This is a genomic window from Mesorhizobium sp. M0244, assembly GCF_040321795.1.
GTDB lineage: Bacteria > Pseudomonadota > Alphaproteobacteria > Rhizobiales > Rhizobiaceae > Mesorhizobium.
On record NZ_JAMYSE010000041.1, the window covers coordinates 22,143 to 48,974 of the forward strand.

The following is a 26,832-nucleotide window of genomic DNA, read 5'->3' on the forward strand; positions in this document are numbered from 1 at the left end:
CGCGGTTGCTGGCGATTCCCCACCCAACACTGTTTTGACGCGGAATGGTTAACCGGAGCTTTCGTCTGGGCGTCGGCACGAAATGAACGGCTAAGCGTTTGCGGTGCGACCAAATTCGCTTAGGGCCAAAACTGTTTGCCGTTCGCGGCCGCATCGCTTACATAGCGCGCAACTTCCATTCAATCCGACATCAGTCGATTTTTCAGGGAAAGCGCGCGTGGCACGCCAGTTCATCTATCACATGGCCGGCCTCAACAAGGCCTACGGCACCAAGAAGGTGCTCGAGAACGTTCATCTGTCCTTCTACCCGGACGCCAAGATCGGCATCCTCGGCCCCAACGGCGCCGGCAAGTCGACGATCCTCAAGATCATGGCCGGGATCGACAAGGAGTGGAGCGGCGAAGCCTGGCTGGCCGAAGGCGCGACCGTCGGTTACCTGGCGCAGGAGCCGGCACTCGATCCGAACAAGAATGTGTTCGAGAACATCATGGAAGGCGTCGTCGCCAAGACCGCCATCATCGAGCGCTATAACGAATTGATGATGAACTATTCCGACGAGACGGCCGACGAGTCGGCCAAGCTCCAGGACGAGATGGACCGGCTCAATTTGTGGGATCTCGAGCAGCAGGTCGAGATGGCGATGGAGGCGCTCGGCTGTCCGCCCAAGGAAGCCGACGTCACCAAGCTGTCGGGCGGCGAACGCCGTCGCGTCGCGCTCTGCCAGCTGCTGCTGCGCCAGCCCGATTTGCTGCTGCTCGACGAGCCGACCAACCATCTCGACGCCGAGACGACGGCGTGGCTGGAAAAGCATCTGCGCGCCTATCCGGGCGCGGTGATGATCATCACCCACGACCGCTACTTCCTCGACAACGTCACCGGCTGGATCCTCGAGCTCGACCGCGGCCGTGGCATCCCGTACGAAGGCAACTACACCAAATATCTCGAAGCCAAGGCCAAGCGCCTCAAGCAGGAAGGCCGCGAGGACGATGCGCGCCAGCGGGCGATCGGCCGAGAGCGCGAGTGGATCCAGTCCAGCCCGAAAGCCCGGCAGACCAAGTCGAAAGCCCGCATCCAGGCGTTCCAGGATCTGCTGGATGCGGCCGACAAGCGGCGTCCGAGCGACACCCAGATCGTCATTCCGCATGGCGAGCGGCTCGGCAATGTGGTGATCGAGGTCGAGGGTCTGTCGAAAGGGTTCGGCGACACGCTGCTGATCGACGATCTCGAATTCAAGCTGCCGCCCGGCGGCATCGTCGGCGTCATCGGCCCGAACGGCGCCGGCAAGACGACGCTGTTCCGCATGATCACCGGGCAGGAAAAGCCCGATGCCGGCACGATCCGCGTCGGCGAGACGGTCAAGCTCGGTTATGTCGATCAGAGCCGTGACGCACTCGACCCAACCAAGACCGTCTGGGAAGAGATCTCGGGCGGCGCCGAAGTGGTCAAGCTCGGCAAGTTCGAGGCCAACACCCGCGCCTATTGCGCGTCGTTCAACTTTCGTGGCGGCGATCAGCAGCAGAAGGTCGGCAACCTGTCCGGCGGCCAGCGCAACCGCGTGCATCTGGCAAAAATGCTGAAGACCGGCGGCAATGTGCTGCTGCTCGACGAACCGACCAACGATCTCGATACGGAAACGCTTGCCGCACTCGAAGACGCGCTGGAAAACTTCGCCGGCTGCGCCGTCATCATCTCGCACGACCGCATGTTCCTCGACCGGCTGGCGACGCACATCCTCGCCTTCGAGGGCGACAGCCATGTCGAATGGTTCGAGGGCAATTTCGAGGATTACGAGCAGGACAAGATCCGCCGCCTCGGCCCGGACGCGGTCAACCCGCACAGGATGACGTATAAGCGGCTGACCAGGTAGGGCATGGCACTCTTCGATCGTCTTTCGGCAAAAGGCTTTCAGGTCGAGTTTCATTCGCACGCTGAAGCGATTCTCTCTGTCGACTTCCCAGACGCGGTATCGGAGCTGGAGGCTGTTCTTCTAGCTGCATCAATTCCGATCGAAGAAATAATCGCTGGCGGTGGTGGTGAAACAAAGAACACGCAGCGCTTACGGCGAGGGTTGGTTGCTGCGGATTGGTTGACGACAACTTTCACGATCGAAAAAGTAATTAATGGAATCGCGAGAGAAGCGATTTCCCACAAAATGGATCATGTACGGCATCTTCGGCAGCGGAATGATTCCGATGCGGTGGTCGCACTAGAAATCGAATGGAATAACAAAGACCCATTCTTTGATCGCGACCTTGAGAATTTCAAACGTCTTCATGCCGAGGGAGCTATTTCAGTCGGAATTATTGTCACGCGAGGAAAATCGCTTCACGACAATGTGCTCAGTCTTGTGCAGCGATTTTTCGACGAGCGGCAAATTCAATCGTTCGATGACTTGTTGCGCTGGGGATACGATCCCACAACACGTCAGCGCGCTGCGATCATGAAACGTATCGAGCGCTCGAAAGATCCGGTTACCTTCAGAGAAGCATTCTCGAGCAAATTTGCAGCAGACAAGTTCGGTGAAGCTACCACCCATTGGCGAAAATTAGACGATCGAATCTCTCGCGGTGTTGGCAACCCATGCCCTCTGGTTACAATTGGGCTGCCAGATTCAATCGTCAGCTTTGGTGAGGATCCTTCGGGTCTCCAGCCAATAATTGATGCAGTAGGAGGCGACGAATAATCGCTATTCGGCAGGCTCTACTGCCGAATTGTAGGCATATGTTTTCCAAGTAGGCTTATAGTCCTCATCTGCCTGATTGCCCCAATACGTCCATCGGGGTCTGGTGCCACGTGCAAAAAGCTCCAGATACGGACCTTTGGAGCAGCTTTCGATCAGTTCATATTGCTCATCGGGTTTGCGGGAATGTTCCCGCTTTCGCGATGACATGTAGTTGACCTGGCTGCGGCCGGGAGATTCCGTACGAGCATTTTTTCCGCGCACGCCGAACAGAAGCAGCTCGGTCACGTTGCGAAAATAGAAGCCGACGCCGCGGCCATCAGAGCCGCCGTCCTTTCGCACTTTGTGCCAGACGATGTTCGACTTGTATTCGAATCCCCAGGCTCGCATGACTCGCAGAGCATCCGGCAGCAGCGCATTCGGAACCCAGAGGTAGAGATGTGCCGGTTGCAAAGTCAGTTCTGATATCGGCAGCGCGCAGATGTCATCGGTCGTCAGCGTTTCATAGCGTGACAGACGGCGATGTTCGGGCGCAACTTTGCCGGTACGATTTGTGAAGCGCCAAGGAGGATCGGCGAGCACCGTGTGAAAGCGCTTGCCACCTGTTTTCTTCGCCAAGTCGATGGCTGCATTCATCGCTTCGGCGTTCACAATGGCCCCCTAAGAAAATAAGAACAAAGACAGAACTTTCTGCCCGTGTCAAGACTGCACGATTCGCACCGACATGTCTGGCACATTGTGTGTCTGTCGACAGATGCCTATTGAACCGACACAGAAGACAATCTTCGCGAGAACAGCATGTCTAGACCCGACTGGTCCGCCGCCCTCTACCTGAAGTTCGAGGACGAGCGCACCCGCCCCGCGCGCGATCTCGTTGCGCAGGTGCCGATGCGGGAGCCACGTCGGGTGGTCGACATTGGCTGCGGGCCGGGCAATTCGACCGAATTGCTGGTCGAGCGCTGGCCAAAGGCGCAGATCAGCGGCTTCGATACCTCGCCTGATATGATCGAGAAGGCCAAGGCGCGTCTGCCCGGCGTCACCTTTGCGCTGGCGGATGCGGCGGCGTGGCAGCCGACGGAACCCGTCGACGTGATCTTCGCCAATGCGGTGTTTCAGTGGCTGCCGGAGCATCCGGCGATTTTCCAGCGACTGATGGGATTTTTGGCGCCCGGCGGCGCGCTTGCCGTGCAGATGCCGGATAATATGGCCGAGCCGTCGCACCGGCTGATGCGGGAGACTGCGGCCGAGATGCCGTTCACCGAAAAGCTCAGCGACGCGGCCCGCGCGCCGCTGCCGCCTGTCGCGTTCTATTACGACCTGCTGTCGCCTTTCTCGGACCGGCTCGATATCTGGCACACGATCTACAACCATCCGATGGCGGATGCCGAGGCGATCGTCGAGTGGGTGAAGTCGACAGGGTTGAAGCCGTTCCTCGATCCGCTCGACGAAGACGAGCGGCAGCTTTTCCTGAAGCGCTATACGGCCAGAATAGAAGAAGCCTATCCAGCGATGTCGAACGGCAAGGTGTTGCTGCGCTTCCCCCGTCTCTTCATCGTGGCACGGCGCGCTGCTTAGGAACTTTTAGCCACGGCAAAGGGTAGTGCGCAGCGGCCGCTTGACCCGATTTCACCTCCATGCGCATTTCAGCGGCGCAAGGGCAACGGCCCGTCAGCGGCCATGGGGTGGATGATGACACTGAAAAAGATGGTTTTCGGCGGCAGCGTTTGCGCGGCCGCCGTGCTCGCCTTGTCGATGTCGGCGGAGGCGAAGCGGGCGCGCTGCTTTACCAGCGACGACGGCTATTTCTCCTGCAACTACCGGGCGCTGGACGGTGACGGCAGCTTTCGCATCTCTGCGCCAGGCTATCCGACTTATGTCCTGGAGGTCGACGGGCCCGGTTTTGCTTACGGCTACGTCAATCTCGGCCGGCGCAATGTCTCGCTGCCCGGGCAATTCGTGCGCGCAGCAACGATGACGGCGCCTGCTGGAACAATCCGCAGACCAATACCAAGCTCTGCGCCTGGTAAAGACCCGTTCCAGGGGCTTGATTTAAGCCGGCATAAACTGGCTAGGTGCAAAAGAGGTTGCGCCGAGCTTTTTGCGGCGTCGACATGAGGCCGCAACGTCTGCGCATGGGACGAACTGGAAATGCATCGCGTCATCATCAGCGGCATCGGCGTTGAAATCCCCGAAGCTTCGATCACCAATGAGGAGCTCGTCGCCAGCTTCAACACCTGGGTGGACACAGAGAATGTCCGCCGCGAGGCCTCGGGCGAGACGCTGCTGCAGAAATCGGACAGTGCCTTCATCGTCCATGCCTCGGGCGTCCAGACCCGCCATGTCATCGAACGGGAAGGCATCCTCGACCCGACCCGCATGGCGCCGCGCTTCCCGGCGCGGCCCGACGATGCGCTGTCGCTGGAGGCCGAGTTCGGTATCGCCTCGGCCAGGAAGGCGCTCGATCATGCCGGGCTGAAGCCTGAGGATATCGACCTGGTGATCTGCTCGGCTTCGCACCATCAGCGGCCCTATCCGGCGATCGCCATCGAAATGCAGCAGGCGTTGGGGACGAAGGGCGCCGGCTTCGACATGGGGCTTGGCTGCTCGTCGGCGGCGGCCGCATTGCACATCGCCGTCAATCTGGTGCGGGCAGGGGCGCACAAACGCGTGCTGGTGTCGACGCCGGAGATCATCACCGGCCATCTCAATTTTCGCGACCGGCAGACGCATTTCATCTTCGGCGACGCTTCCGTGTCGATGATCGTCGAAGGGCTCGCCCAGGGCGAGAAGCGGCCGGGGCGCTTCGAGGTGCTGGATACGCGCACCTGGACGCAGATGTCCAACAGCATCCGCACCAATCTCGGTTACTATACCCGCGCAACCCAGGACGATCCGTACATGATCGATCTGGAAGGCAATCTGATCAAGCAGATCGGTAACAAGGTGTTCAAGGAAGTTACCGTCGCCGGCCACAAATTCATCGTCGAATTCCTGGCCGAGCACGGGCTGACGCCGCAAGCGATCCGGCGCTTCTGGCTGCATCAGGCGAATGCGCGGATGAACGCCATGATCCTGAAACTGTCCTTCGGCCATGAGGTCGACCATGACCGCGCGCCGATGGTGCTGGAGCGCCTCGGCAACACCGCCGCCGCCGGCGCCATCATCGCCCTGTCGGAGAACCATGCCGACATGAAGGCCGGCGACTATGGCCTGCTCTGCGCCTTCGGCGCCGGCTATTCGATCGGCGGCGCGCTGTTGCGCATGCTTTAGATTTTTGTTTTATGCATGTCGTTGTCCCAAAACGCTGCACACTTTTGGGCGACATGCATTAGCTCGGCGCGAACGGCACCAGCATGGGAACGCGCCTGGCATAGTCGTCGTAAGCGCTACCCAGTTCGCCGCGGAGAAAGCGCTCCTCCAGCCTTGCTTTCATGACGATGCCGACGATGAGGAGGATGGCCCCGGCAACGCCCCAGACCGTGCCCTTCGCCGCCGTGGTGGCGAGGATCGCCAGAAGCAGCCCGGTGTAGATCGGGTGGCGGACCAGCCGGTAGGGACCGGTGTCGACGACGCGGTGCTCAGCCTTGGCGGTGACCGTGCCCGACCACAGGCGGCCGAGGTGCAGCCGCGCCCACCAGGCGAATGCCAGACCGGCAGCGATCAGCGCGAAGCATATCCACGCGTCGGCAAGGTTTGGCATCCAAAGTCTCAGCGGGCCGGCATAGCCGTGCGCCGGGATGAAGAGCAGGATCGTGCCGAGCACCAGCACCGCCCGGTAGGGAAGTTCCGCGTCGAAACCGGCGCGTTTTTCGGCCCGCTCGGCCCAGAAGGCGGCCGCGGCCCATGTGACGACCCAGAGCAGCCAAAGCTGCACGATCGCCGATGCGGGATGCATGATAACCTCCGCAGGCCTTCGTCTGACCCTGTTATCCAATCGATACAGCGCGGCAGCAATGCGGCACGGGCGCGGAATGGAGCTGGTCCAGCCTGGAAGGGGGTTGTCGGCGCCGAACCGTATCAGCCGCCTTGATTGGAGCATCAACGCTTTCGACTGGACGCTGTAAATCGACTTCGGCTAACTGCGCCCCGTCGCAAGGAATGAAACCAATGCTGGATATGTTTCCCGCAGCCGAGAATCCGGTCGAGATTGTCCCGGCGCGAAAACTCGCCGCCAAGGTGGCCGCGCTTTACGTCGCGCCGTTCGATCTTTTCGAGACACGAGTCGTGGATGCGTTGCAACTCGGCTTCGATAGCATCGATGGCGATTTCCACGCCGGCACGACGCGGCGCTCCGGTGGGCGCGAGCCCTGGTATCCGCGCGGCACCGAGATGCGCAACGAGCGGCAATTGTCGATCGTGGCGGCGGGCGAACTGGCCATCGTCGCCGAGCGGATGGGCATCGCCGAGATCAAGCCGGAATGGATCGGCGCCAATCTCGTGATCGAAGGCCTGCCGCACCTCTCCATGCTGCCGTCCGGGACGCTGCTGTTCTTCAAAGGTGGCGCGACCGTCAAGGTCGACGCGCAGAACGGACCTTGCCGCATCGCTGGGCGGTCGGTCGCCGAACATGCCGGGATGGCCGACCATGACGCCGGCGCGCTGCTGTTCCCAAAAGCGGCGAAGCGGCTGCGCGGGCTCGTCGCCTGGGTCGAGAAGCCCGGCACGATCACGGCCGGCGAGGAGATTTCGGTGCGCATGCCGGAGCAGTGGATCTATCGGGCCTAGTCCAGGCAAGGCGGCATTGCCAGCCGAAGCCGCGTTCCTTCGCGCCCCCTCTGTCCGGCAGGGCAGAGGGGCACTGTCCCGCGACCTTTCAAGACCTTGGTTCCTCGCCCACCGCGAAGCGGGGGAGAGGTGGCCGCCCACGGGTCTTGCCTTCGGCAAGCCCGAGGACAGGCACCGCGGCCGGCGAGGCTTTTCGTAGAGCGCGGTTCCCCCTCTCCGTCTCGGCTTCGCCGAGCCACTTTCGTGGGGCGAGGAACCCAAGCTGGAATGAGGCCGCGACGCCAACCTGAAGCGATTTTCCTGATGTATAGCAACTTTGTTCTTGCTTTGTGCCGGCAGCTATGCTACTAATCTTGCTATGGTGCTGATTCGCCCCGCTGCCCCGCCCATTGAGGCGGGTTTTTGTTTCAGGCTTTGAACGTTTCGATGTTGCCGACGTTGACGTTGGCGGGACAGCGCCGCGCCAGGCCAGCGAGGGTCAGGGGTAGCGCACCGGGGTCGACCATGCCGGTTCTTCGTGCTTTTGCCAATAAAGCGCCGTCAGTCGGCTGGTGATCGCACCGACCTTGCCGTTGGCGACCGGAGCGCCGTCGATCGTTGTCACCGGCATGATGCCGCCAGCGGTTGAGGTGATGAAGACTTCGTCGGCCGCCTTAAGCGCGGCGATGCAGACGTCGGTTGCTGCGGCGGCAAGCCCGGCCTCGGCGCAGAGATCGAAGACGGTGCGCCGCGTGATGCCCGGCAGCACGCCGACCGCTGGTGTCGACAGTTTTCCGTCCTTCACGCAAAAGACGTTGAAGCCCGGGCCTTCGGCGACATTGCCGTTGAGATCGAGGATCAGCGCGGTCTCGGCGCCGCGGTCATAGGCGTCGTAAAGACCGCGCACCAGGTCGAGCCAATGATAGTTCTTGATTGCCGGATCGACCGAGGTCGGCGGGATGCGCGCCTTATCGCTGATCGCGACATTGAGGCCGCGCTGCAATTGCTCGGCATTGGCGACCGAGCCGAAGGGAACGGCGAAGGCCATGAAGCGGTTGACCGCCTGGCGCGGGTCGCGGCTGAAGGTCGGAGAGGTGCCGCGCGTACAGAGCATCTCGACATAGGCAGCCCGATGGCCAGACAGCGCCACGCAGTTTTGAAGGATTTCGGCCACGCCTTCGTGGTCGAACGTAATCGTCATGCGCAGCTTTTCCAGCCCGCCGAAGAAGCGGTCGAGATGCAGGTCGAGACGGAAGAAGCGACCGTTCCAGACATGCACCGTATCGTAAGTGGCATCCGAGTGCAGGAACCCCCAATCAAGCACCGGGATCCTGGCCTGCGACATTGGCAGATACTGGTCGTCCAGAAAGGCGACGCCGTCCGGATAGGAGTGCGGGTCGACATGCTGTACCGAGAGCAAAGGCAGCGGTTTGGTCAGCGGATCCCCAGCGTTGTCCATCTCGCCTCCTTCATGCCCTCGCGCGGTGGCCGCTGCATCCGGGTAGAACAGCACGGCCGGCCGGACAAGACACAGGCCGGACTTGCCGGATAGGCCATTGCTAGCCTGTCACTCCTCGTCCTCATCATCGAGCAGACGGGTGGCGCGCCAGCGGGTCAGCACATTGTTGGTCTGTTCGATGACGAAGAAGCGCGCGGAATCGCGGTCATAGCCTTCGGCCAGCAGCTTTTCGTAGTCGGTGTGCATATGGCGGATATGGGCGATGGTCGCCAGCCACACGGCAATCGTCGGCGGCAGCGTCTTCATATGCACGGCGCCGGCATCGGCACGGATCTTTTCCATGTCGGCATAGGGCGCCAGCGGCAGAAGCGCTGTCAGCGCCTTGGCGATGGCGCGGCGGCGGCCGGTCGGCGCGCTCATCACTCGACCCGTCCTGGCTCGTCCCGCCCGGCCATGGTTGCCTCGGCAAAGGCATCGGTCGAGGCGAAATAAGGCTTGAGGTCAATGACCGGCGTGCCGTCGAGCACGTCGATGGCGTCGAGATCGATGCGGCCGGTGTCGATGTCGAGGGCGACGAGCTTTGCGACATGCAGTCCGATCGGGTTCGGCCGGGCAGGGGAGCGCAGCGAAAAAACGCCTTTCGGCTCCGTGGCATGGCGGGGTTTCTGCACAATCAGTTGCCGCGGTGCATGGTGCAGCCAGGACAGGATGATCACGTGGCTGGCGCGTTCCAAGCCAAGCAGGCCATCACGATAAAGCGGGTCGATCGTGAGAGCCGCCGGCCGTCCCGTCTCCCGCGCGGCTTTCATGTTCTTGGGGCAAGTTTCCCGCGTCGTCCACGGCGAGGCGATGCGGCCGATGAAGACGACATGGCCATCCGGCGGCATCGTTGCCGGGTCGGTCTTCAGAAGCTTTTCGCCGCTACGCGTTTCGAACATGGTTCTCGCCCCGATCATGCTTCCGGCTTTGCGCGATCCGCCACGCATGCGTCATTTTCTTGTCCGGAAGCGACATAGCGCTTGCAAGGCTATCAAAATCGACATAAACATATGTTTATATCTTTTCAAAGAGAATGCTCGCATGCATGTCGCTCTCGACACGATGGTAGATACATTGAAGGCGGCGGCCGAATCCAGCCGGCTGCGCATATTGGCGCTGCTGTCGCGCGGCGATCTTACCGTTTCCGATCTCACCGAAATCCTCGGCCAGTCGCAGCCGCGCGTCTCGCGGCATTTGAAATTGCTGCTGGAGGCCGGGCTGATCGGCCGCTATCAGGAGGGGTCGTGGGCCTTCTTCCGGCTTTCGGATTCCGACGCGTCGCGCGATTTCGTACTCAGGCTGGTCTCCGGCATCCGCGGCGCCGATCCGCAGGTCGAGCGTGATCTCGAACGGCTGGCCGCGGTCAAGCGCAAGCGGCAGGACCGGGCTGCCGAATATTTCTCGGTAAACGCCGCAAGCTGGGACCATATCCGGTCGCTGCATGTGCCGGACCGCGCCGGTGAAGCAGCACTCGTCAAGCTCGTCGGCAAGCGACCGTTCCAGTCGATGCTCGATCTCGGCACCGGCACCGGACGGCTGCTCGAGATCTTTTCGCCGCTCTATCGGCGCGGTGTCGGCATCGACATGTCGCGCGAAATGCTGACGGTGGCGCGCGCCAATCTCGACAAGGCCGGCGTTTCGAATGCGCAGGTGCGGCAGGGCGATATTTTCGCGCCGCCGGTCGAGCGCGACGCCTTCGATCTCGTCACCATCCACCAAGTGCTGCATTATCTCGACGATCCAGCTCGCGCCATTCGCGAGGCGGCGCGGCTGTTGCGCCCGGCCGGCCGGCTGGTGATCGTCGATTTCGCGCCGCACACGCTGGAGTTTTTACGCGACGAGCACGCGCATATGCGTCTCGGCTTTTCCGACCGGCAAATTGCCGACTGGTTTTCCGAAGCCGGCCTCGACCTCGAGGACAGCCAGGAATTCGAGCCGCGCGGCGGCAACGAGGCCAAGCTCACCGTAAAACTCTGGCTCGGCCGCGATCGACGCATGCTGATCGCCGAGCCTTCCAACGACAGACAACCGGCCACTGCGTATCCGATAGGGGAAACCGCCTGATGAACCAGTTCCGCTTCTCCCGCCGCTCCGACATTGGCGACAAGGTCAGGGTTTCATTCGAGTTCTTTCCGCCGAAGAACGACGAGATGGAGGCAAGGCTGTGGGACACAGTCACCCGGCTGGAGCCGCTCAAGCCGAAATTCGTTTCGGTCACTTATGGTGCCGGTGGTTCGACCCGCGAGCGCACGGCCCGCACCGTCAAGCGCATCCTCAACGAAACGACACTGACGCCGGCGGCGCATATGACTTGTGTCGACGCGGCGCGTCACGAGGTCGACGCGGTGATCCGGGAATTCGCCGATATGGGCGTCAAGCGTTTCGTCGCGCTGCGCGGCGATCCGGCCGAGGGCGTCGGCGCGGCCTACCGGCCGCATCCGGACGGCTATGCCAATGGCGCCGAGCTGGTTGATGCGCTGAAGGGCGCCGGCGATTTCGACATATCGGTCTCGGCCTACCCGGAAAAGCATCCGGAAAGCCCGGATTTCGCAACCGACTTCGACATGCTGAAGCGCAAGGCCGACAATGGCGCGACGCGGGCGATCACCCAGTTCTTCTTCGACAACGATCTCTATGAGCGCTATGTCGAACGGGCACGGCGGGCCGGTATCTATATACCGATCGTGCCGGGCATATTGCCGGTGCACAACTTCACCCAGGTCGCCAACTTCTCGGCGCGTTGCGGCGCTTTGGTGCCGGCATGGTTGGCCGAGCGCTTCGATGGGCTGCAGAACGACCCGCAAACGCATGCGCTGGTGGCGTCGGCCGTGGCCGCCGAGCAGGTGCTCGACCTTGTCGAGCGTGGCGTTGGCGATTTCCACTTCTATACGATGAACCGGGCCGATCTGGTCTTTGCCATCTGCCACATGATCGGCATCAGATCGCACGAAGTCGAGGCAGCGGGATCTGCCGCGGCCTAGGGGCAGGCGAGTCCTGTGAAATGCAAAAGGTTGGGGAAATGCAAAAGGCCGGGCAAAATGCCCGGCCTTTTCAATGGTTTGTAATATTCGGTGCTGGTCTTCCGCCGCTCAGCGGCCTTATGGAAGGACGCCCATAATGAGGGCGCCGATGAATGCAAACGCAGCACAAATCATCAAAGCGTTGATTGGCCTCGTCAGTCCCATGTCATAGCCTCCTCTTAAGAGCTATGGCGAGAGTCTAGGGTCATTTGTGCCACAGGCAAGCAGAAACTTTGCTGCAATGCGACGAAATTGTGGAATTTTCGACCTGCTGTTTGCCGTTAGGTATTGAAACTCTTGGTCAAAAGCCGGCCTTGGACCTGTGAATAATTTGTGGCGAAGCCGTGGCATGGCAGCGCTACCCAGCCCCGAATTGGAATCGCTTTTCGGGGCGACGCAATCAGGCGCGGCGTTCTAGCGTCGGCCGAACAGGCGCCCATCAATGGTGACGAGGCCGAACGCGATCAGCGCCATGCCGCCGAGTTCGAACAGTTCGAGCCGCTCGCCCAGGAACAGGAAGCCGAGCAGGATGGCACTGGCCGGCACGATGAGCGTGACCAGCGAGGCGTTGGTGGCGCCGGCCGAGGCGACGAGGTTGAAATACAGGATATAGGCGAAGGCGGTCGACAGCAGCGCCAGCGCCAGCACCGCCGCCCATACCGGCGGCGAAGCCGAAAACAGATTGGCAGCGTCATAGGTGAACAGAACGACCGGGATCATGATGATGGTCGAGCAGGTCAATTGTCCGGCGGCGATGACCGGCGACGGCACACCCTTGAAGCGGCGGGCAATCATCAGGGCAACCGCATAGGAGAGCGAGGCGCCGATCAGCGCGAATTTCGCCCAGACCGGACCGCCGAGCCCGGCAATCAGCCCGGGACCGATCATCACCGCAGTGCCGGCTATGCCGAGCGCGATGCCGGCAAGCTTGTTCCACGACAGTTTCTCGTCACTGGTCAGCGCATTGGCGAGGATCAGCGTCCAGAACGGCGTGGTCGAATTAAGCACCGAGGCGACACCGGCGCCAAGCTCGGTCTGGCCGGCAAAGATCAGCGAGAAAGGGATGACATTGTTGGCGAGCGCCAGCAGGAAGAACAGTCCGACATGTGGGAAGGCGAGGCGAAAGGACGGGCCGCGAACCGCAAGATAGAGCTGCAACGCGATCGCCGCGATGGTGACGCGAAACAGCACCAGCACCAGCGGAGGAAGTTCCGATACCGCAATGCGGGCAAAGAAGAACGAACCGCCCCAGATGGCGCCGAGCAGCAGAAGCTGCGCCCAGTCTTTGAGCACCATCGGCCCGCGTGCCGTGGCGGTGGTGGCAGCTATCGCCATTGGTCGTCCTCCCAGACGAGATGCCTTGCTCTTCAGGCATCTGTTCACGCATACCCGGTCCGGCGGCAAGGGCCACCCGAAACCTGAGCGATGGCCTAGCTCTCTCATAACCGGCGTACAGAACCGGCGTAGCGCCGCGAAGCCAGGGCTGCGAGACATAGAATTGTTTTCATTAGCCGCTAGCTTGGATTAATTGTGCGCAGCCTCAGTCAAGGGATTCGTCCATGCAGCGATTCGAAAATGCCCGCGAGGCAGCGCTGGCACTTCGCCCGGACGATCCGGTCTACTGCTTCCGGCCACAGGTGCTGAAGGCGGACGCCAAACAGTTCATGGGCATGTTTCCCGGCAAGACCGCTTATGCGGTCAAGACAAATGGCGAGCACATCGTGCTCAACGCCCTGGTCGAGGCCGGGGTCACTGCCTTCGATGTGGCATCGCCCGGCGAATTCGCCGCCGTGCGTGCCGTCTCGCCGGACGCCGAGATGCTCTACATGCACCCAGTGAAGGCGCAGTCGGACATCAGGCTGGCGCTGGAAAAATACGCCATCCGCGTCATTTCGCTCGACCATGAGGACGAGATCACCAAGCTGACCAGGGTGGTGCGGGCGCTCGACATCGATCCGGGCGCCATCACCGTGTTCGTGCGCATCCAGACGAAGGGATCGGCGGCATACGAGCTGTCGAAGAAGTTCGGCGCCGGACCGGCCAATGCGGTCGAACTGGCCGAGCGGCTGAACCGGACGGGCTACAAGGTCGGGCTGTGCTTCCATGTCGGCAGCCAGATCGAGGATCCCGACACCTATGAGCGGGCGCTGGCCTCCGCCGACTGGGTGCGCAACCGCGTCGGCTTCGACATTGCCGGGCTGGATGTCGGCGGCGGCTTTCCGGCCGAATACGGCCATGATCCGAACAGCCGCAAGCCGGAAATGCCGTCGCTCGGTCAGATCATGTCGCGGCTATCGGGCGACCTTAGGGAATACCAGTTCGACCAGATGCCGCTGGTGGCCGAGCCCGGCCGGGTGATCGTGGCGCGCTGCCTGTCGCTGATCGTGCGCGTGCTGCTGCGCAAGGGCAAAAGGCTCTACATCAATGACGGCATCTGGGCGTCGCTGTCGGATTCATGGACCGGCAAGATCACGCTGCCGGCACGCTTCATCCCCGATCCGGCGATCCGCTCGCGCAATGGTGTGGAGAAGACCATCGTGCCGTTCAAGGTCTGCGGCGCGACTTGCGATTCCGTCGACATATTGTCGCGGCCGTTCTGGCTGCCGGAAACCGTCGATACCGGCGACTGGATCGAGATCGGCCATATCGGCGCCTATTCGCTGTCGCTCAGGACACGGTTCAACGGGTTCTATCCCGACACCTTCGTCGAGGTGGCGACGCCGTTCGACGAAGGCGATGCGCCGCAGGGGTTTGCCAGCCTCGAGACGATGGCCGATTAGTTAATGGTGAATAGTGAATAGTGAATAGTGAATAGTGAATAGTGAATAGAAGTAGTTCTTGCGTTCCGTCCGGCTTCGGTGAATTGTCACCATTCACCATTCACCATTCACCATTCACCATTCACCATTCACGATTCAGTCAGGCTACTCCACCGCCAGCCTGGATATTCTCGCCGGTCAGCCAGCGCGCCTCGTCGGAGGCGAGGAAAACCGCGACATCGGCTACGTCGCGCGGTGCTCCGATCCTGCCGAAGGGCGACATGCCGGCGGCGATCGCGCGGTCCCGCTCGGGCAGTAGGTCGGTGTCGGTGAAGCCTGGTGAAAGCGCATTGACGGTAACGGCGCGCGGGCCAAGTTCGCGCGAGAGGACGCGAACGAACTGCTCGACGGCTCCCTTGCTGCCGAGATAAAGCGCCGTCTGCGTGAAAAACATTCTGGTTCCGCCGGTGGAGACAGCGATGATGCGGCCACCGTCACGAACGCGGCGCGCCGCTTCCTGAAGCGTGAAGAAGGTGCCCTTGGCATTGGCGCCGAAGACATGATCGAAGTCCGCCTCGGTGGCCTCGACGAGCGGCTTTATGACGGCGACGCCGACATTGGCGACGACGATGTCGATCGCCCCCACCTGCCTTTCGCTTTCATCGAACAGCCTGCGAATGTCGGGGATGCTGGAGACATCCGCCTGGACGGCGACGGCTTTTCCGCCATTCCCTTCAATGGAGGCAACCACTTCCCAGGCGGCTTTCTCGTTGCCGACATAGTTGACGACCACGGCCGCACCCTTGGCCGCGAGCCCCTCCGCGATGGCGCGTCCGATGCCGCGCGAACTGCCGGTCACAAGTGCGGTTTTGCCCTCAAGTGGACGATGCATGGCTGTTCCTTCCGTCTGGCTGCGGCCGCCTCGATCGAGCGGCGTTCCAGGGAAAGCTAAGGACATGCTATTGCTCAGAGAATAGCCTATTATCTAACTGACTTGTTAAGTCTGGGATACATAATGCGAGGAACCGAGTTTTCCGAACTCAGGGCATTTGCAACAATCGTCGAAGAGGGCAGCTTTGTCCGCGCCGCGGCCAAGCTCAGGATTTCGCCTCCGGCGCTCAGCCAGACGATACGCGGGCTGGAAGAGCGTCTCGGTGTCCGCTTGCTCAACCGCACCACGCGCAGCATGTCGCCGACTGCTGAGGGCGAGAAGCTATTTGCCCGCATCGCACCGGCGTTCAGCGAACTGGAAGGGGCTGTTGCGGACGCTCATGCATCCCGCGGTCGGCCGGCAGGCTCGCTGCGCATCAATGTTCCGCGCATCGCCGCCACGCGTTTCATCGCGCCGATCCTCGGCGATTTCCGCCGCGCCTATCCCGACATCGCCCTCACGATCATCGTTGAAGACATGCTCACCGACATCGTCGAGGGCCGCTTCGATGCCGGAATCAGATTGGGCGAGCGGCTGCACAAGGACATGGTAGCGGTGAAGCTCAGCGAGGAGCTCGAGATGGCCGCAGTGGCCGCGCCGAGCTATCTGGAGCATCACCCGATACCCCGTCACCCCGCGGACCTGCATCAGCACCAGTGCATCAATTTCCAGTGGCCGAGCGGCGGCAATCTCTACCGCTGGGAGTTCGCCCGGGGCCAACGTGCCTTGGAAGTGGCTGTCAGCGGCGGCCTGACGGTCAATGATACGGAACTGATGATCGGGGCGGTTCTGGATGGGGTCGGCGTGGCGTACATGCTGGAATACCAGGTCCGGCCGTGGATCGAAGCGGGAAAGCTAATTCGCTTTCTCGAAGCCTGGTCGCCGAGATTTCCGGGTTTTTATCTATACCACGCGAGTTCCCGGCAGGTTCCGGCCCCGCTGCGAGCCTTTATCGATTTCCTGCTTGCCAGGCGGTGATGTGATGCGGATCTACCACCCGATCATCTTTACGAAACCGTCGAATTTCTCGATTCCAAGCGGGGCAGGGTAACGCCTGACGAATTCAGCCGGTTTGAAAGGGTTTGATAAATAGTTGAATTCCCAAGTGTCGCGGGAAGCTTGATAGTCAATTCGCAGGTTGTCCCGATTGAATTCGATCGGATTGTTGACGCTGACAACTAGCGTATGCATCGACGTAAATGCGTAGAATCTGTTCGCCGCATAAGCAGACCGGATGTGGCGAATGAGATCGACCATCGGTTGTTGGTCGAAGGCGTCTTTGGTGAGTGAGACGTAGAAAGCCTCTATGCCACCCAACGGTCGCGGCGAGGTAAGGCTGGGCGTGTAGGTATTCTTTAGGTCGTAGAGGCTCATACCTGACTTCCACATGCTTGCTGCCAACAAGCTGCAGAAGTCATACTTGCAATTTTACAGCTTCGCCAGCAGCTCCGGAGTCGGCCAGCCGTCGACCGGCAGTCCCAGACGCATCTGCTCCTTGCGGATGGCTTCGCGGGTGTTGGTGCCCAGGATGCCGTCGACGGTACCGACATCATAGCCTTTCGCTTCGAGCTTGGTCTGTAGCGCCTTCATCTGGTCGCCGTCGAGGCCGGGTTCGGGGTTGCGCGGATCGAATCGCGGCGCCCCCCCCAGCCGGGCGGCAAGATTTGCCGCGGTCAGGGCATAGGTGAAGGACTGGTTCCATTCGAGATACACGTCGAAATTGTCGTAGGTCAGGAAGGCTGGCCCCTTGCGACCCATGGGCAGCGCCAGGCCGGCCTTCAGGCCGTTGTCGAGAAGCGGCGTGCCGTCTGGCCTAGTAACGCCCCACTGGGTCCATTGCGTCAACGGCAGCTTGTTGGTGCGCCCCGTCTGCTCCCACGGCAAGTCGTCGGGCACACGGACTTCCTCGATCCAGGGCTGATCGCGCTTCCAGCCGCGCGACTGGATCTTGCTGGCCGTGCTCATGATCACATCAGGCGCGCTGCCGCGCAGGTCGACCAGACCGTCGCCGTCGCCGTCGACGCCGTGACCGAGATAGTCGGAAGGCAACATCTGCGTCTGGCCAATCTCGCCGGCCCAGGCACCGGTCACATCGGCCGGCACGACGCCGCGATCGATCAAGGTCAGCAGCGGGAGGATCTGCGGCCGGAACAGCTGGGGGCGGCGGCAGTCATGCGAGAGCGTCACCAGCGCGTTCAGTGTATGAAAATCGCCTTGCACGGCGCCAAAATCGGTTTCCAGAGCCCAGAAGGCGGCAATGACCGGCGCCTGCACGCCGAATTCGCGATCGGCGCGGGCAAAGATCTCGGCATATTTTTGCAGATTGGCCGCACCTTGCTTCAGCCGATGGGACGAGATCATGCGGTTCGAGAATTCGATGAAGGTCTGGGTGAAGACACCCTGGGCGCGGTCGCGTGCCAACGCCTTTTCATCGAGGGTGGCGCTTTCCAGCGCATCGAGGCCGGCAGTGCCGACGCCGGCCGCCCGGGCCTCCGCCGCCACGCCCTGCTTCCATGCCTCGAAATCGCCGCCACATTGCTGTGCCGTGGCGGGCGAGGCGGTCAGGAGCAGCGCCGCGAGAGTTCCAAAGCGCAATCGCATCGCCATCCTTCCGAGAAGATTACCGGCGGTTGCAGGCATTCGTCATTGGCCATGTCGAAAAGCAGGCGGCAGGCCCGGTGTCAACGGGTGTTCTGCCGCAACCACTTCTTCCAGGCGGCTTCGGTGCCGTTGAAGATGTTGATGTCGGCGTTTCCGGCCATGCCCGGCACGACACCCGTTCCGGTATACTGCCAGAAGGTGAAGGGATGGCTGCCGTATCTCTGGCGCGGGTGCCCGGCGACGGAGCGCAGCCAGTAGGGGTAGCCGCGGAAACCCGACAAACCATTATCTTCGAAGAAGTCGACCGACGTGTAGATGATCGGCTTCTTGCCATAGTGTTTTTCAACGATTTCGAGGAATGTGCTCATCTCGCTGCGCACCGTGGCGGCATCGGGCCGCAGCTTGCAGGTCGGCGATTTCGGGTTCCATTCCATGTCGAGGACCGGCGGCATCGCCGAGCCGTCTTTGGGGACGTTCTGGATGAACCAGCGCGCCTGGGTCGCGGCGGGCGTACAAAAATAGAAGAAATGATAGGCGGCGCGGGGAATCCCCGAGGCTTTCGTGCGGCTCCAATGCTCGTTGAAAGCTTCATCGAACCGGTCTCCGCCTTCGGTTGCCTTGATGAAGGCGAAAGAGATGCCGCTGGCCCTGGCCGCCGGCCAGTCGATCGAGGTCTGGTATTTGGAGACGTCCGTGCCGTGGACGGCATAGTTCCACGGTGTGCCGCTGTCCCATTCATGCGGGTCGGAGTCGGCGAAACGGGGGGCGCGTACCGCAACCGTAGGGGCGCTGGACGACGACAGCGATGGTGTCAGATCCTCGACCGTCGAGCAGGCGCCAAGCAGCGTCAGCGTGATGAGGACCGCGAAACGGCGCATCGCTACTTCCTGAGCCGGTTTCAGCCGGCCGCTGATGGGTCTTTCTGCGGGTGGCCCCTCGACCGGGTGCGGCGCGTTTGAAACCGACTTACGCCACGCACCTGGATCTTCGTTTCATGCATTCCCAAAACCGCTGTGCAGTTTGGGACGCATGCATTCAAGCCCCGCCGGACGGTCACCCCACAGGATCGCCCGGTTCTCTCTCGTGATCGCCGATCATGGTTGATATTCGGTTGACGACGCTCGACAAGAGCCGCGATTTTGCCGAAACAATGGCGGCAAATCGATGACATAGATCGAGCGCTCAGGGGGAGTTCGAAAATGCAGATCCTTCTGAAGTTCGTCAAATGGCTGCTGGGCCTGGCTGTGCTGGCCGCCGCGACACTCGCGGGCTGGCTGTATTTCGCGCCGCCGGAACTGATCCGCGTCGGTTCCGGCTATTCGGCCAAGATCGTCTGTTCGAACGTCTTCATCGCAGGACGAGACGCCAACGACGTGCTCGCCGTCGATGTGCAGGCGCCGGGTCATCCGCTGCTGAAGCTGATGAGAGTGTCGGTGGACAAGGAGAAGGGAACGGTTTCGGCGGGCCTGTTCGGCGTGCTCGGCAAGAGTGTCGCGGTCGTCCGCGACGGGCTCGGCTGCGCCTCGGTTCCCGACGGCGATATTGCCGCCGCCAAGGGCATCGTGGGAGCTGCACCGACGCCGGCGCCGCTGCCCGATGCGATCTGGCCGGAGGGCGACAAGGTCGATGCCTCGCAGGATCCCGAGGTCACGGCAATCCGCGACGATCCGGCGTTGACCGGCGCCGGCATGCGTGCGGTGGTGGTGGTCAAGAACGGCCGCATCGTCGCAGAGCGCTATGGCGACGGCTTTTCCGAAAAGTCGCCGCTATTGGGCTGGTCGATGACCAAGACGGTGAATGCGGCGATCGTCGGCACGCTGGTGAAGGACGGCAAATTGGCGATGACCAACCAGGGCCTGTTCGGACCCTGGCAAGCAGATGGCCGCGCCGTGATCAGCCTCGCCGACATGATGGCGATGTCGAGCGGGCTGGAATTCAACGAGGACTATGGCGACGTCGCCGATGTAACGCGGATGCTCTATCTCGAACCGGACATGGCGGGCTTTGCCGGATCCAAGCCGCTGACCGGCGAGGTCGGCAAGGTGTTTTCCTATTCGAGCGGCACGGCGGTGATGCTGTCCAGACTGTGGCAGGACGCGATCGGAGACAAGGCATTGGCCTGGCCGCGGACCGCGCTGTTCGATCCGCTCGGCATGCGCAGCGCAGTCATGGAGGCCGACGAGCACGGCACCTTCGTCGGCTCGTCCTATCTCTACGCCACGGCACGCGACTGGGCGCGCTTCGGCCAGTTTCTGCTGCAGGGCGGCGTCTGGAACGGCAAGGATATTCTGCCTGCCGGCTTTGTCGACTGGATGCGCGAAGCAGCACCTGCCTCGAAAGTCTACGGCAAGGGGCAACTATGGATCGAGGGGCCAGGCGATGAGGAAAGCCCCGGCGCCGGCGTTGCCGCGGGCCTGCCCAAGGACACATACTGGATGGAGGGGCATGACGGGCAAACGGTCGCCATCGTCCCCTCGGAGCAACTGGTCGTGGTGCGGCTCGGCCTGACGCCGGCCAGGCTCGGCTACCGGCCGCAGGCGATGGTAGCGGCGCTGGTCAAGGTGCTGCACTGAGGGGCGCTGCACCGAGGGTGCCGCATCTCAAACAGGTCCCACGCTATTTGCGGGGGCCGACCACAGCGAGCCACGCATAGCCGCGATAAAGCGTTTGGAAACGGAGGCTTGCACGGGTTCTTGCAGATTCCGAATCCAGAACCGCACGCAGCGATTCACGCGGCTCGACATGGAATTTCCTCAACCAGCCGCGCAGCAGCGCGCGGAACCAGCCGGGCAGGGTTTCCTGCTGGCCGAAATCGACGACGTGCAGCGAGCCGCCAGGTGACAGGGCTGCAACTGCTGCAGACACCGTCTTCTCCCAACCGGGGATCATCGACAACGAATAGGACACGAATATCCGGTCGAAATTCTCGACGCCGAACAGCGCTTTGGCGTCGAAATCAGTGGCGTCGCCGCGCGCCAGCATGACGCGGCCGGAGAGGCCTTCGCGGGCAAGGGCGAAAGCGGCCGTCTCCAGCATCTCGGCCGAAATATCCAAGCCGAAGAAGCGCGCGCCGGGATAGCGGCGGGCGGCGAGGATGATGTTGCGACCGGTGCCGCAGCCAAGCTCGAGCACCGTGCCGCCGGCCGGCACATCCAGCCCGGCGATAAGCCGGTCGCGGCCGAGCAAGTAGTATTTGCGGGTCAGGTCGTAGATATGACGCTGCCAGCGGTAGACGCCGTCCATCAGCTCGGCATGGCTGGCCGGCACCTCGGTCGTGCTCATGCGCCCTGCTTCACATAGAGATGGAAGCCGCCATAGATGGCCGAGCGGTCGCGGGCCGAAAACTCGCGCGAGGCGTCGTTCTCGTAGCGCCACTGGTCGAGCAGCGAATTCGAGACGCGGCCGGGCAGCAGGCTGGGTTCAGCGGCGGTGCGGAAGATGACGCGGGCACCAGTGGAGGCGGTTCGGGTGATCTCGGCCCACAACCCGTTAAGCTGGTCGTCAGTCATCCAGTCCTGTGCGTCGAGCAGCACGAAGCGGTCCACCGAACCGGCATCCTTGCCGGCAAGGAACTCGACCAGATTGGCGTGGTGGACGGCGACGCGGTCGACATTGTTGCGGATCGTCTTGTAGTTGCGCTTTTCGAGATAGGCGGGCAGGGCGGCCTCGCCCGGATTGGGATAGCGGCGGGCGAAGGCCTGCCAAGCGAAGTAGTTGCTCTTCAGCGGAAAATCGCAGGCGAGCTTTTCCAGCCGGGCTTTTAGAACGCTGGCCATGGTGCCGTCACCCGAGGTGATCAGCGAATCGTACTGGGCAGGCGGAATGCCGAGGCCGAACAGCGAGGCTTTTCGCGAGGTCGCCCATTTCAGCAGCGGCTTTTCGAAGACCGGCGCCAATTCCTCCTCGAAGAAGCGGCGCTGATCGGCGATGGTTTTGGCATTCATGATGCCGGCCGGATCAACGCCGAAGAACTTGGCGGTGCGGTGGCCCATGGCGATGAACAGGCCGAGCAGGCCGGTCTGGTAGAAGTTGCGGTCGAAGACAGCGATGCGGCGACGGCCGCGCCAGTTGCGGCGCTCCCAATAATGACGGCTGACCGGGTCGAGATGCGGTGCGATGAAGCGGTCGTAGGCTTGCGAATTGTGCCGGGTCTCAGTCGCTCCGAAGAAACGGAACAGGTCGCCCTGCGACGGCAGGTGACGCACCGCTTCGAGCTTCATGCGGTTCAGCGCGATATGGGCAGCGTTGAGGTCGACGGCGTCGATCCTTCCCGGCGAGCGGGTGAGATAGGCAAGAATGTTGCAGCCGCCCGACGCGATGGTGACGATGCGGTGGCCCTTGCCGAGCTGCATCGCATCCATGTCGACCTCGGGGTCTTCCCATATCTGCGGATAGACGAGCCCGGAGAACAGAAAGGCAAAGAGCCGTTCGGAAAGGCCGGCCTTCGACAGCGGGCGGTTCTGGTAGACGGCTTTGCCAACTTCCTTGCCGCGGCGAAAAACCAATTCCCCAGAAATGTCCGTCATGGCAAGGCGAATCCCCGTTTGCTTTGCCGCAAGCGGGTAGCGCAGGGTCATGACAGGCCGGTGACAGGCTCTTTATGCCTTGCCAAATCCGCCCGGGGTGGGCGTCGTCACGATGACGGCGTCGCCGGCGTCGAGAACCGTCTGGTCGCAAGCTTTCAGCGCCTCGATCGCGCCATCCTTGCGGCGGACCTTGGTCGAACCGGCCTCGCCGTCGCCGCCTCCGTCCAGTCCCTGCGGCGGGCGGTTGCGATGCGAAGACAGGATCGCGCATTCCATCTTTTCGAGGAAGCGGATGGTGCGCTTGGTGCCGTCGCCGGCGCTCCATTTGCCTTTGCCGCCGGAGCCTTCGCGGATATGGAAATCCTCGAGCAATACCGGGAAACGCAGTTCCAGCACTTCCGGATCGGTGAGGCGCGAATTGGTCATATGGGTGTGGACGCCGGAGGTGCCGGCAAAACCACGGCCATTGTTCATCCGGCCGGCCGGCGAGCCCGAGCAGATCGTCTCGTAATACTGGTACTGCTTGTTGCCGAAGGTGAGATTGTTCATCGTGCCTTGCGCATTGGCCATCGCCCCCATCGCGCCGAACAGCGCGTTGGTGACGTGCTGCGAAGTCTCGACATTACCGGCGACGACTGCCGCGGGATAGACGGGCTTCAGCATCGAGCCGTCGGGGACGATGATGTTGATCGGCCGCAGACATCCGGCATTCATCGGGATGTTGTCTTCGACCATGACGCGGAAGGCATAAAGCACCGCGGCACGGGCGACCGGCTCGGGGGCGTTGAAATTGTTCTTCATGACCGGCGACGTGCCGGTGAAGTCGACGGTGGCTTCGCGCTTCTGCCGGTCGATAGTGATTTTTACCTTGATCACCTGGCCGGTGTCGGTCGGATATTCGTATTCGGAACGGTCGGGCAGCCGCTCCAGCACGCGGCGCACGCTTTCGGCGGCGTTGTCCTGAACATGCCCCATATAGGCTTCGACCACGTCGAGGCCGAAATGCGCGACCATCTTGCGCAGCTCGGCGACGCCCTTTTCGTTGGCGGCGATCTGCGCCTTGAGGTCGGCGATGTTCTGGTGCGGATTGCGTGCCGGGTAGGGGTGGTCGGTGAGCAGCGTTTCCAGTTCCTTTTCGCGGAACCGGCCGCGATCGACAATGCGGAAATTGTCGAACAGCACGCCTTCCTCGTCGACGGTGGTGGCGAGCGGCGTCATCGAGCCGGGCGCCGTGCCGCCGATGTCGGCATGGTGGCCGCGCGAGGCGACGTAGAAGAGGATCTCCTCCCCCCTTGAGGGGGAGGTGCCGCCGACGGCGGCGGTGGGGGTCTCCTCAGAAGGCACCGCCGGAACGTCGAGCACTGCCCCAGCGACCCCACCCGGCCGCTCCGCGGCCACCCTCCCCTCAAGGGGGAGGGAAAACACCGGCGTTACCACTGTGATATCAGGCAGATGCGTGCCGCCATTGTAAGGGGCATTCAGCGCAAAGACGTCGCCGGGGTGAATATCGCCGGAGTTCAGCCGGATGATGGTTTCCACCGAGCGGTCCATGGAACCGAGATGCACCGGCATGTGCGGCGCGTTGGCGACCAGCGCGCCATTCCGATCGAAAACGGCACAGGAGAAATCGAGCCGCTCCTTGATGTTGACCGAGTAGGCGGTGTTCTGCAGCGTCACGCCCATCTGCTCGGCGATCGACATGAACAGGTTGTTGAAAACCTCCAGCATCACCGGATCGGCTTCGGTGCCGAGTGCAGCCTGCCGGCGCTTTTTCTCGATGCGGCGCATCAGTACGTGGTTCTTGGCGGTGATCTCGGCCTGCCAGCCCGGCTCGACGACGATGGTCTGGTTCGGCTCGATGATCAAAGCGGGGCCGACGGTCTTGTTACCGGGCTTCAGCGTTTGACGAGGGAAGATGCCGGCATCGCGCCATGCGCCATCGACGAAGATTTTCCGAGTCCCGGAAGGACTTGCGGCCACGTCTTCAACAACTGAATCGCTTTCGTCGCGGCCGGTGCCGCCGGTATCGGTGCCTTCTATGCCGACCGATTCGACGATCATCGGCTTGTCGTCATAGACGAAACCGAACTGCGCCTTGTGCGCTGTTTCAAAGTCCGCCTTGGCCTGTGCGATCGAACCGTGCTCGAAATTCACGGGCAGTGCTGTATCGGTGCCGTCATAGCGGATCTGCAGCACCGGCTTCGCGGCGACCGCGTCTTCGGTGATGCCTTGCGCGGCGAGTTCGTCGATGACGGCTTTGCGCAGCGTTGCGATGATCTCATCGATCGTCGCCCTGGAGTCGTCCACCAGCGGCTTCAGCAGCGCCTGCTGACGTGACGCAAACACTGAGGACAGGCCGATGCCATAGGCCGAAAGCAGGCCGGAGAAGGGATGGATCATCACCGCCTCCATGCCGAGCGCATCGGCGACCAGGCAAGCATGCTGGCCGCCGGCGCCGCCGAAACAGTTCAGGAGGTATTCGGTGACGTCGTAGCCGCGCTGCACGGAAATCTTCTTGATGGCGTTGGCCATGTTTTCGACGGCGATGGTGACGAACCCTTCGGCCACGGCTTCCGCTGGGCGGCCGTCGCCGATTTCGGCGGCAAGTGCGGTGAATTTTTCGCGAACCGTCTGCACGTCGAGCGGTTCGTCCTGGCCCGGTCCAAAAATGGCCGGGAAGAACTCGGGCTGCAGTTTGCCCAGCATGACGTTGGCGTCGGTGACGGCCAGCGGACCGCCGCGCCGGTAGGCGGCCGGGCCGGGATTGGCGCCGGCCGAATCCGGCCCGGCGCGAAAGCGGCCGGCCTCGTAATGCAGGATCGAGCCGCCGCCGGCGGCGACCGTATGGATGCGCATCATCGGCGCGCGGATACGCACGCCGGCGACCTCGGTGTCGAAGGTGCGCTCGTAATCGCCATCATAGTGGGCGACATCGGTCGAAGTACCGCCCATATCGAAGCCGATGACCTTGCCGAAACCGGCGAGCTTTGCGGTCTCGACCATGCCGACGACGCCGCCGGCCGGCCCGGACAACAGCGCATCCTTACCCTGGAACATATCGGCGGCGGTGAGGCCGCCCGACGACATCATGAACATGAGGCGGGCTGTTTCCCTCCCCCTTGAGGGGAGGGTGGCGGCGAAGCCGCCGGGTGGCGTCGGATCGACCGGATTCGACGTTGTGGCGGTCCCTTCTGAGATGACCCCCTCTGTCGGCTTCGCCGACATCTCCCCCTTGAGGGGGGAGAAAACGCCGAGCTCTCGACCAACCCTTTGCACATACCTTGCCAGGATCGGCGACAGATAGGCGTCGACCACCGTGGTGTCGCCGCGGCCGACCAGCTTGATCAGCGGCGAAACCTTGTGACTGACCGAGACCTGCGAAAACCCGAGTTTTCTGCAGACCGTCGCAACTGCTCTTTCGTGATCGGGATGTTTCCAGGCATGCATGAAGACGATCGCGACCGCATCGATGCCGTCAGCCTTGGCCTGTTTGATGGCCAGGCGCACGGAAGCGACGTCGAGCAGGCGTTCGACACAGCCGTCGGCGCGCACGCGCTCATCGACTTCGATGACACGCTCGTAGAGCTGTTCGGGAAGGATGATCTGCTTGGCAAAGATATCGGGCCTGGCTTGATAGGCGATCCGCAGCGCGTCGCGAAAGCCTTTGGTGATGAGCAGCAGCACCCGGTCGCCCTTGCGCTCGAGGAGCGCATTGGTGGCGACCGTGGTGCCCATTTTGACATCGCCGATCAGAGCGGAGGGGATTGGAGCGCCGGGCTGGACGCCGAGCAGTTCGCGAATGCCTTGGATGGCGGCGTCGGCATAGGCTTCCGGATTTTCCGAAAGGAGTTTCCTTGGATGCAGTCCGCCTTCCGGGCCTCGACCGATGACGTCGGTGAAGGTGCCGCCGCGGTCGATCCAGAAATCCCATTTTGCGGTCATGGCAGCGCCTCCGGCATTTTCATCCATGCATGCTGTTAGTGCTCAACGCGTTGTCCGGCAACGGCCAAGCGCTTGATGTTACATGCGGAAACGCAACGTTACGAAACTCATCATGGCCTGATGCATTGTGTCCTGGACCGTCGCCGGTAACGGAGGCGTGATTAGAGGAGA

General features: G+C 62.2%; 24 protein-coding genes. 11 read left to right on the plus strand and 13 right to left on the minus strand.

The annotated features are described in order from the left end of the window. The first annotated feature begins 217 nt into the window (after positions 1–217). Together ettA and NKJ08_RS22365 are read left to right on the plus strand one after the other, a co-directional pair. Positions 218–1,867: an energy-dependent translational throttle protein EttA gene (gene ettA / locus NKJ08_RS22360; protein ID WP_352524226.1), complete on the plus strand. Its 1,650-nt coding sequence runs from the start codon at positions 218–220 to the stop codon at positions 1,865–1,867. Positions 1,868–1,870: 3 nt separating this feature from the next. Continuing rightward, complete coding sequence (locus NKJ08_RS22365; RefSeq protein ID WP_352524228.1) at positions 1,871–2,683, plus strand: BglII/BstYI family type II restriction endonuclease; 813 nt, start codon at positions 1,871–1,873, stop codon at positions 2,681–2,683. Positions 2,684–2,686: 3 nt separating this feature from the next. Here the strand turns inward: NKJ08_RS22365 and NKJ08_RS22370 are convergent, their stop codons facing one another. Further along, positions 2,687–3,331, minus strand: coding sequence for an MT-A70 family methyltransferase (locus NKJ08_RS22370; RefSeq protein WP_352524229.1), 645 nt, complete (start codon positions 3,329–3,331; stop codon positions 2,687–2,689). 147 nt (positions 3,332–3,478) lie between these two features. Here NKJ08_RS22370 and tam point away from each other — a divergent pair, with 147 nt between their 5' ends. From tam to NKJ08_RS22385, 3 genes are all read left to right on the plus strand, one after another. Continuing rightward, complete coding sequence (gene tam, locus NKJ08_RS22375) at positions 3,479–4,255, plus strand: trans-aconitate 2-methyltransferase (protein ID WP_352524230.1); 777 nt, start codon at positions 3,479–3,481, stop codon at positions 4,253–4,255. Positions 4,256–4,366: 111 nt separating this feature from the next. After that, positions 4,367–4,795, plus strand: coding sequence for a hypothetical protein (locus tag NKJ08_RS22380; RefSeq protein WP_352524231.1), 429 nt, complete (start codon positions 4,367–4,369; stop codon positions 4,793–4,795). An 84-nt stretch (positions 4,796–4,879) separates the two neighbouring features. After that, positions 4,880–5,950 carry a beta-ketoacyl-ACP synthase III gene (locus NKJ08_RS22385; protein WP_502900653.1) on the plus strand — a complete coding sequence of 357 codons (1,071 nt, stop codon included), beginning with the start codon at positions 4,880–4,882 and terminating at the stop codon, positions 5,948–5,950. A gap of 58 nt (positions 5,951–6,008) precedes the next feature. Here the strand turns inward: NKJ08_RS22385 and NKJ08_RS22390 are convergent, their stop codons facing one another. After that, positions 6,009–6,575, minus strand: coding sequence for a methyltransferase family protein (locus tag NKJ08_RS22390; RefSeq protein WP_352783352.1), 567 nt, complete (start codon positions 6,573–6,575; stop codon positions 6,009–6,011). Positions 6,576–6,787: 212 nt separating this feature from the next. Here NKJ08_RS22390 and NKJ08_RS22395 point away from each other — a divergent pair, with 212 nt between their 5' ends. After that, positions 6,788–7,405, plus strand: coding sequence for an MOSC domain-containing protein (locus NKJ08_RS22395; RefSeq protein WP_352783354.1), 618 nt, complete (start codon positions 6,788–6,790; stop codon positions 7,403–7,405). Positions 7,406–7,883: 478 nt separating this feature from the next. Here the strand turns inward: NKJ08_RS22395 and NKJ08_RS22400 are convergent, their stop codons facing one another. The 3 genes from NKJ08_RS22400 to tsaA form a co-directional block, all read right to left on the minus strand. Next, positions 7,884–8,843 (minus strand): aminotransferase class IV, encoded by a 960-nt coding sequence (locus tag NKJ08_RS22400; protein ID WP_352524236.1) that lies wholly within the window; start codon positions 8,841–8,843, stop codon positions 7,884–7,886. Between the two features lie 108 nt (positions 8,844–8,951). Continuing rightward, a complete protein-coding gene (locus NKJ08_RS22405; protein ID WP_352524237.1) occupies positions 8,952–9,263 on the minus strand; it encodes a DUF2293 domain-containing protein in 312 nt (103 codons plus the stop codon). Further along, positions 9,263–9,781, minus strand: a complete 519-nt coding sequence (gene tsaA, locus NKJ08_RS22410) for a tRNA (N6-threonylcarbamoyladenosine(37)-N6)-methyltransferase TrmO (protein ID WP_352524238.1) — start codon at positions 9,779–9,781, stop codon at positions 9,263–9,265. Before tsaA ends, NKJ08_RS22405 begins: the two co-directional genes overlap by 1 nt. Before the next feature lie 142 nt (positions 9,782–9,923). Here tsaA and NKJ08_RS22415 point away from each other — a divergent pair, with 142 nt between their 5' ends. Both NKJ08_RS22415 and metF read left to right on the plus strand, forming a co-directional pair. Then, the gene (locus NKJ08_RS22415) at positions 9,924–10,946 is read left to right on the plus strand and encodes an ArsR/SmtB family transcription factor (RefSeq protein WP_352783358.1); all 1,023 of its coding nucleotides are present in this window, start codon (positions 9,924–9,926) and stop codon (positions 10,944–10,946) included. Beyond that, positions 10,946–11,863: a methylenetetrahydrofolate reductase [NAD(P)H] gene (gene metF / locus NKJ08_RS22420; protein WP_352783361.1), complete on the plus strand. Its 918-nt coding sequence runs from the start codon at positions 10,946–10,948 to the stop codon at positions 11,861–11,863. Before NKJ08_RS22415 ends, metF begins: the two co-directional genes overlap by 1 nt. 453 nt (positions 11,864–12,316) lie before the next feature. Here metF and NKJ08_RS22425 read toward each other — a convergent pair whose 3' ends face one another. Beyond that, the gene (locus tag NKJ08_RS22425) at positions 12,317–13,237 is read right to left on the minus strand and encodes a DMT family transporter (RefSeq protein ID WP_352524244.1); all 921 of its coding nucleotides are present in this window, start codon (positions 13,235–13,237) and stop codon (positions 12,317–12,319) included. 224 nt (positions 13,238–13,461) lie between these two features. On the opposite strand from NKJ08_RS22425, the gene NKJ08_RS22430 reads away from it, so the two are divergent. Further along, a complete protein-coding gene (locus NKJ08_RS22430; RefSeq protein WP_352524246.1) occupies positions 13,462–14,682 on the plus strand; it encodes an alanine racemase in 1,221 nt (406 codons plus the stop codon). Positions 14,683–14,821: 139 nt separating this feature from the next. Here NKJ08_RS22430 and NKJ08_RS22435 read toward each other — a convergent pair whose 3' ends face one another. Then, positions 14,822–15,553: an SDR family oxidoreductase gene (locus tag NKJ08_RS22435; RefSeq protein WP_352524247.1), complete on the minus strand. Its 732-nt coding sequence runs from the start codon at positions 15,551–15,553 to the stop codon at positions 14,822–14,824. A 123-nt stretch (positions 15,554–15,676) separates the two neighbouring features. On the opposite strand from NKJ08_RS22435, the gene NKJ08_RS22440 reads away from it, so the two are divergent. Continuing rightward, positions 15,677–16,570 carry a LysR family transcriptional regulator gene (locus tag NKJ08_RS22440; protein ID WP_352776560.1) on the plus strand — a complete coding sequence of 298 codons (894 nt, stop codon included), beginning with the start codon at positions 15,677–15,679 and terminating at the stop codon, positions 16,568–16,570. Positions 16,571–16,582: 12 nt separating this feature from the next. Here the strand turns inward: NKJ08_RS22440 and NKJ08_RS22445 are convergent, their stop codons facing one another. The 3 genes from NKJ08_RS22445 to NKJ08_RS22455 form a co-directional block, all read right to left on the minus strand. Beyond that, entirely contained in the window at positions 16,583–16,966 is a 384-nt protein-coding gene (locus tag NKJ08_RS22445; RefSeq protein ID WP_352783365.1) for a hypothetical protein, read from the minus strand. A 54-nt stretch (positions 16,967–17,020) separates the two neighbouring features. Further along, complete coding sequence (locus tag NKJ08_RS22450; protein WP_352524250.1) at positions 17,021–18,193, minus strand: lytic murein transglycosylase; 1,173 nt, start codon at positions 18,191–18,193, stop codon at positions 17,021–17,023. Positions 18,194–18,273: 80 nt separating this feature from the next. Beyond that, positions 18,274–19,071, minus strand: coding sequence for a glycoside hydrolase family 25 protein (locus NKJ08_RS22455; protein ID WP_352524251.1), 798 nt, complete (start codon positions 19,069–19,071; stop codon positions 18,274–18,276). A 321-nt stretch (positions 19,072–19,392) separates the two neighbouring features. On the opposite strand from NKJ08_RS22455, the gene NKJ08_RS22460 reads away from it, so the two are divergent. Then, positions 19,393–20,766, plus strand: a complete 1,374-nt coding sequence (locus NKJ08_RS22460; RefSeq protein ID WP_352783368.1) for a serine hydrolase domain-containing protein — start codon at positions 19,393–19,395, stop codon at positions 20,764–20,766. 43 nt (positions 20,767–20,809) lie between these two features. Here the strand turns inward: NKJ08_RS22460 and NKJ08_RS22465 are convergent, their stop codons facing one another. The 3 genes from NKJ08_RS22465 to NKJ08_RS22475 are packed head-to-tail and all read right to left on the minus strand — an operon-like array spanning position 20,810 to position 26,661. Continuing rightward, complete coding sequence (locus NKJ08_RS22465) at positions 20,810–21,475, minus strand: class I SAM-dependent methyltransferase (RefSeq protein ID WP_352524253.1); 666 nt, start codon at positions 21,473–21,475, stop codon at positions 20,810–20,812. Continuing rightward, on the minus strand, positions 21,472–22,770 hold the full coding sequence (locus NKJ08_RS22470) for a BtaA family protein (RefSeq protein ID WP_352524254.1): 1,299 nt from the start codon (positions 22,768–22,770) through the stop codon (positions 21,472–21,474). Before NKJ08_RS22470 ends, NKJ08_RS22465 begins: the two co-directional genes overlap by 4 nt. 21 nt (positions 22,771–22,791) lie before the next feature. After that, on the minus strand, positions 22,792–26,661 hold the full coding sequence (locus NKJ08_RS22475; protein WP_352783371.1) for a hydantoinase B/oxoprolinase family protein: 3,870 nt from the start codon (positions 26,659–26,661) through the stop codon (positions 22,792–22,794). Positions 26,662–26,832 lie beyond the last annotated feature (171 nt).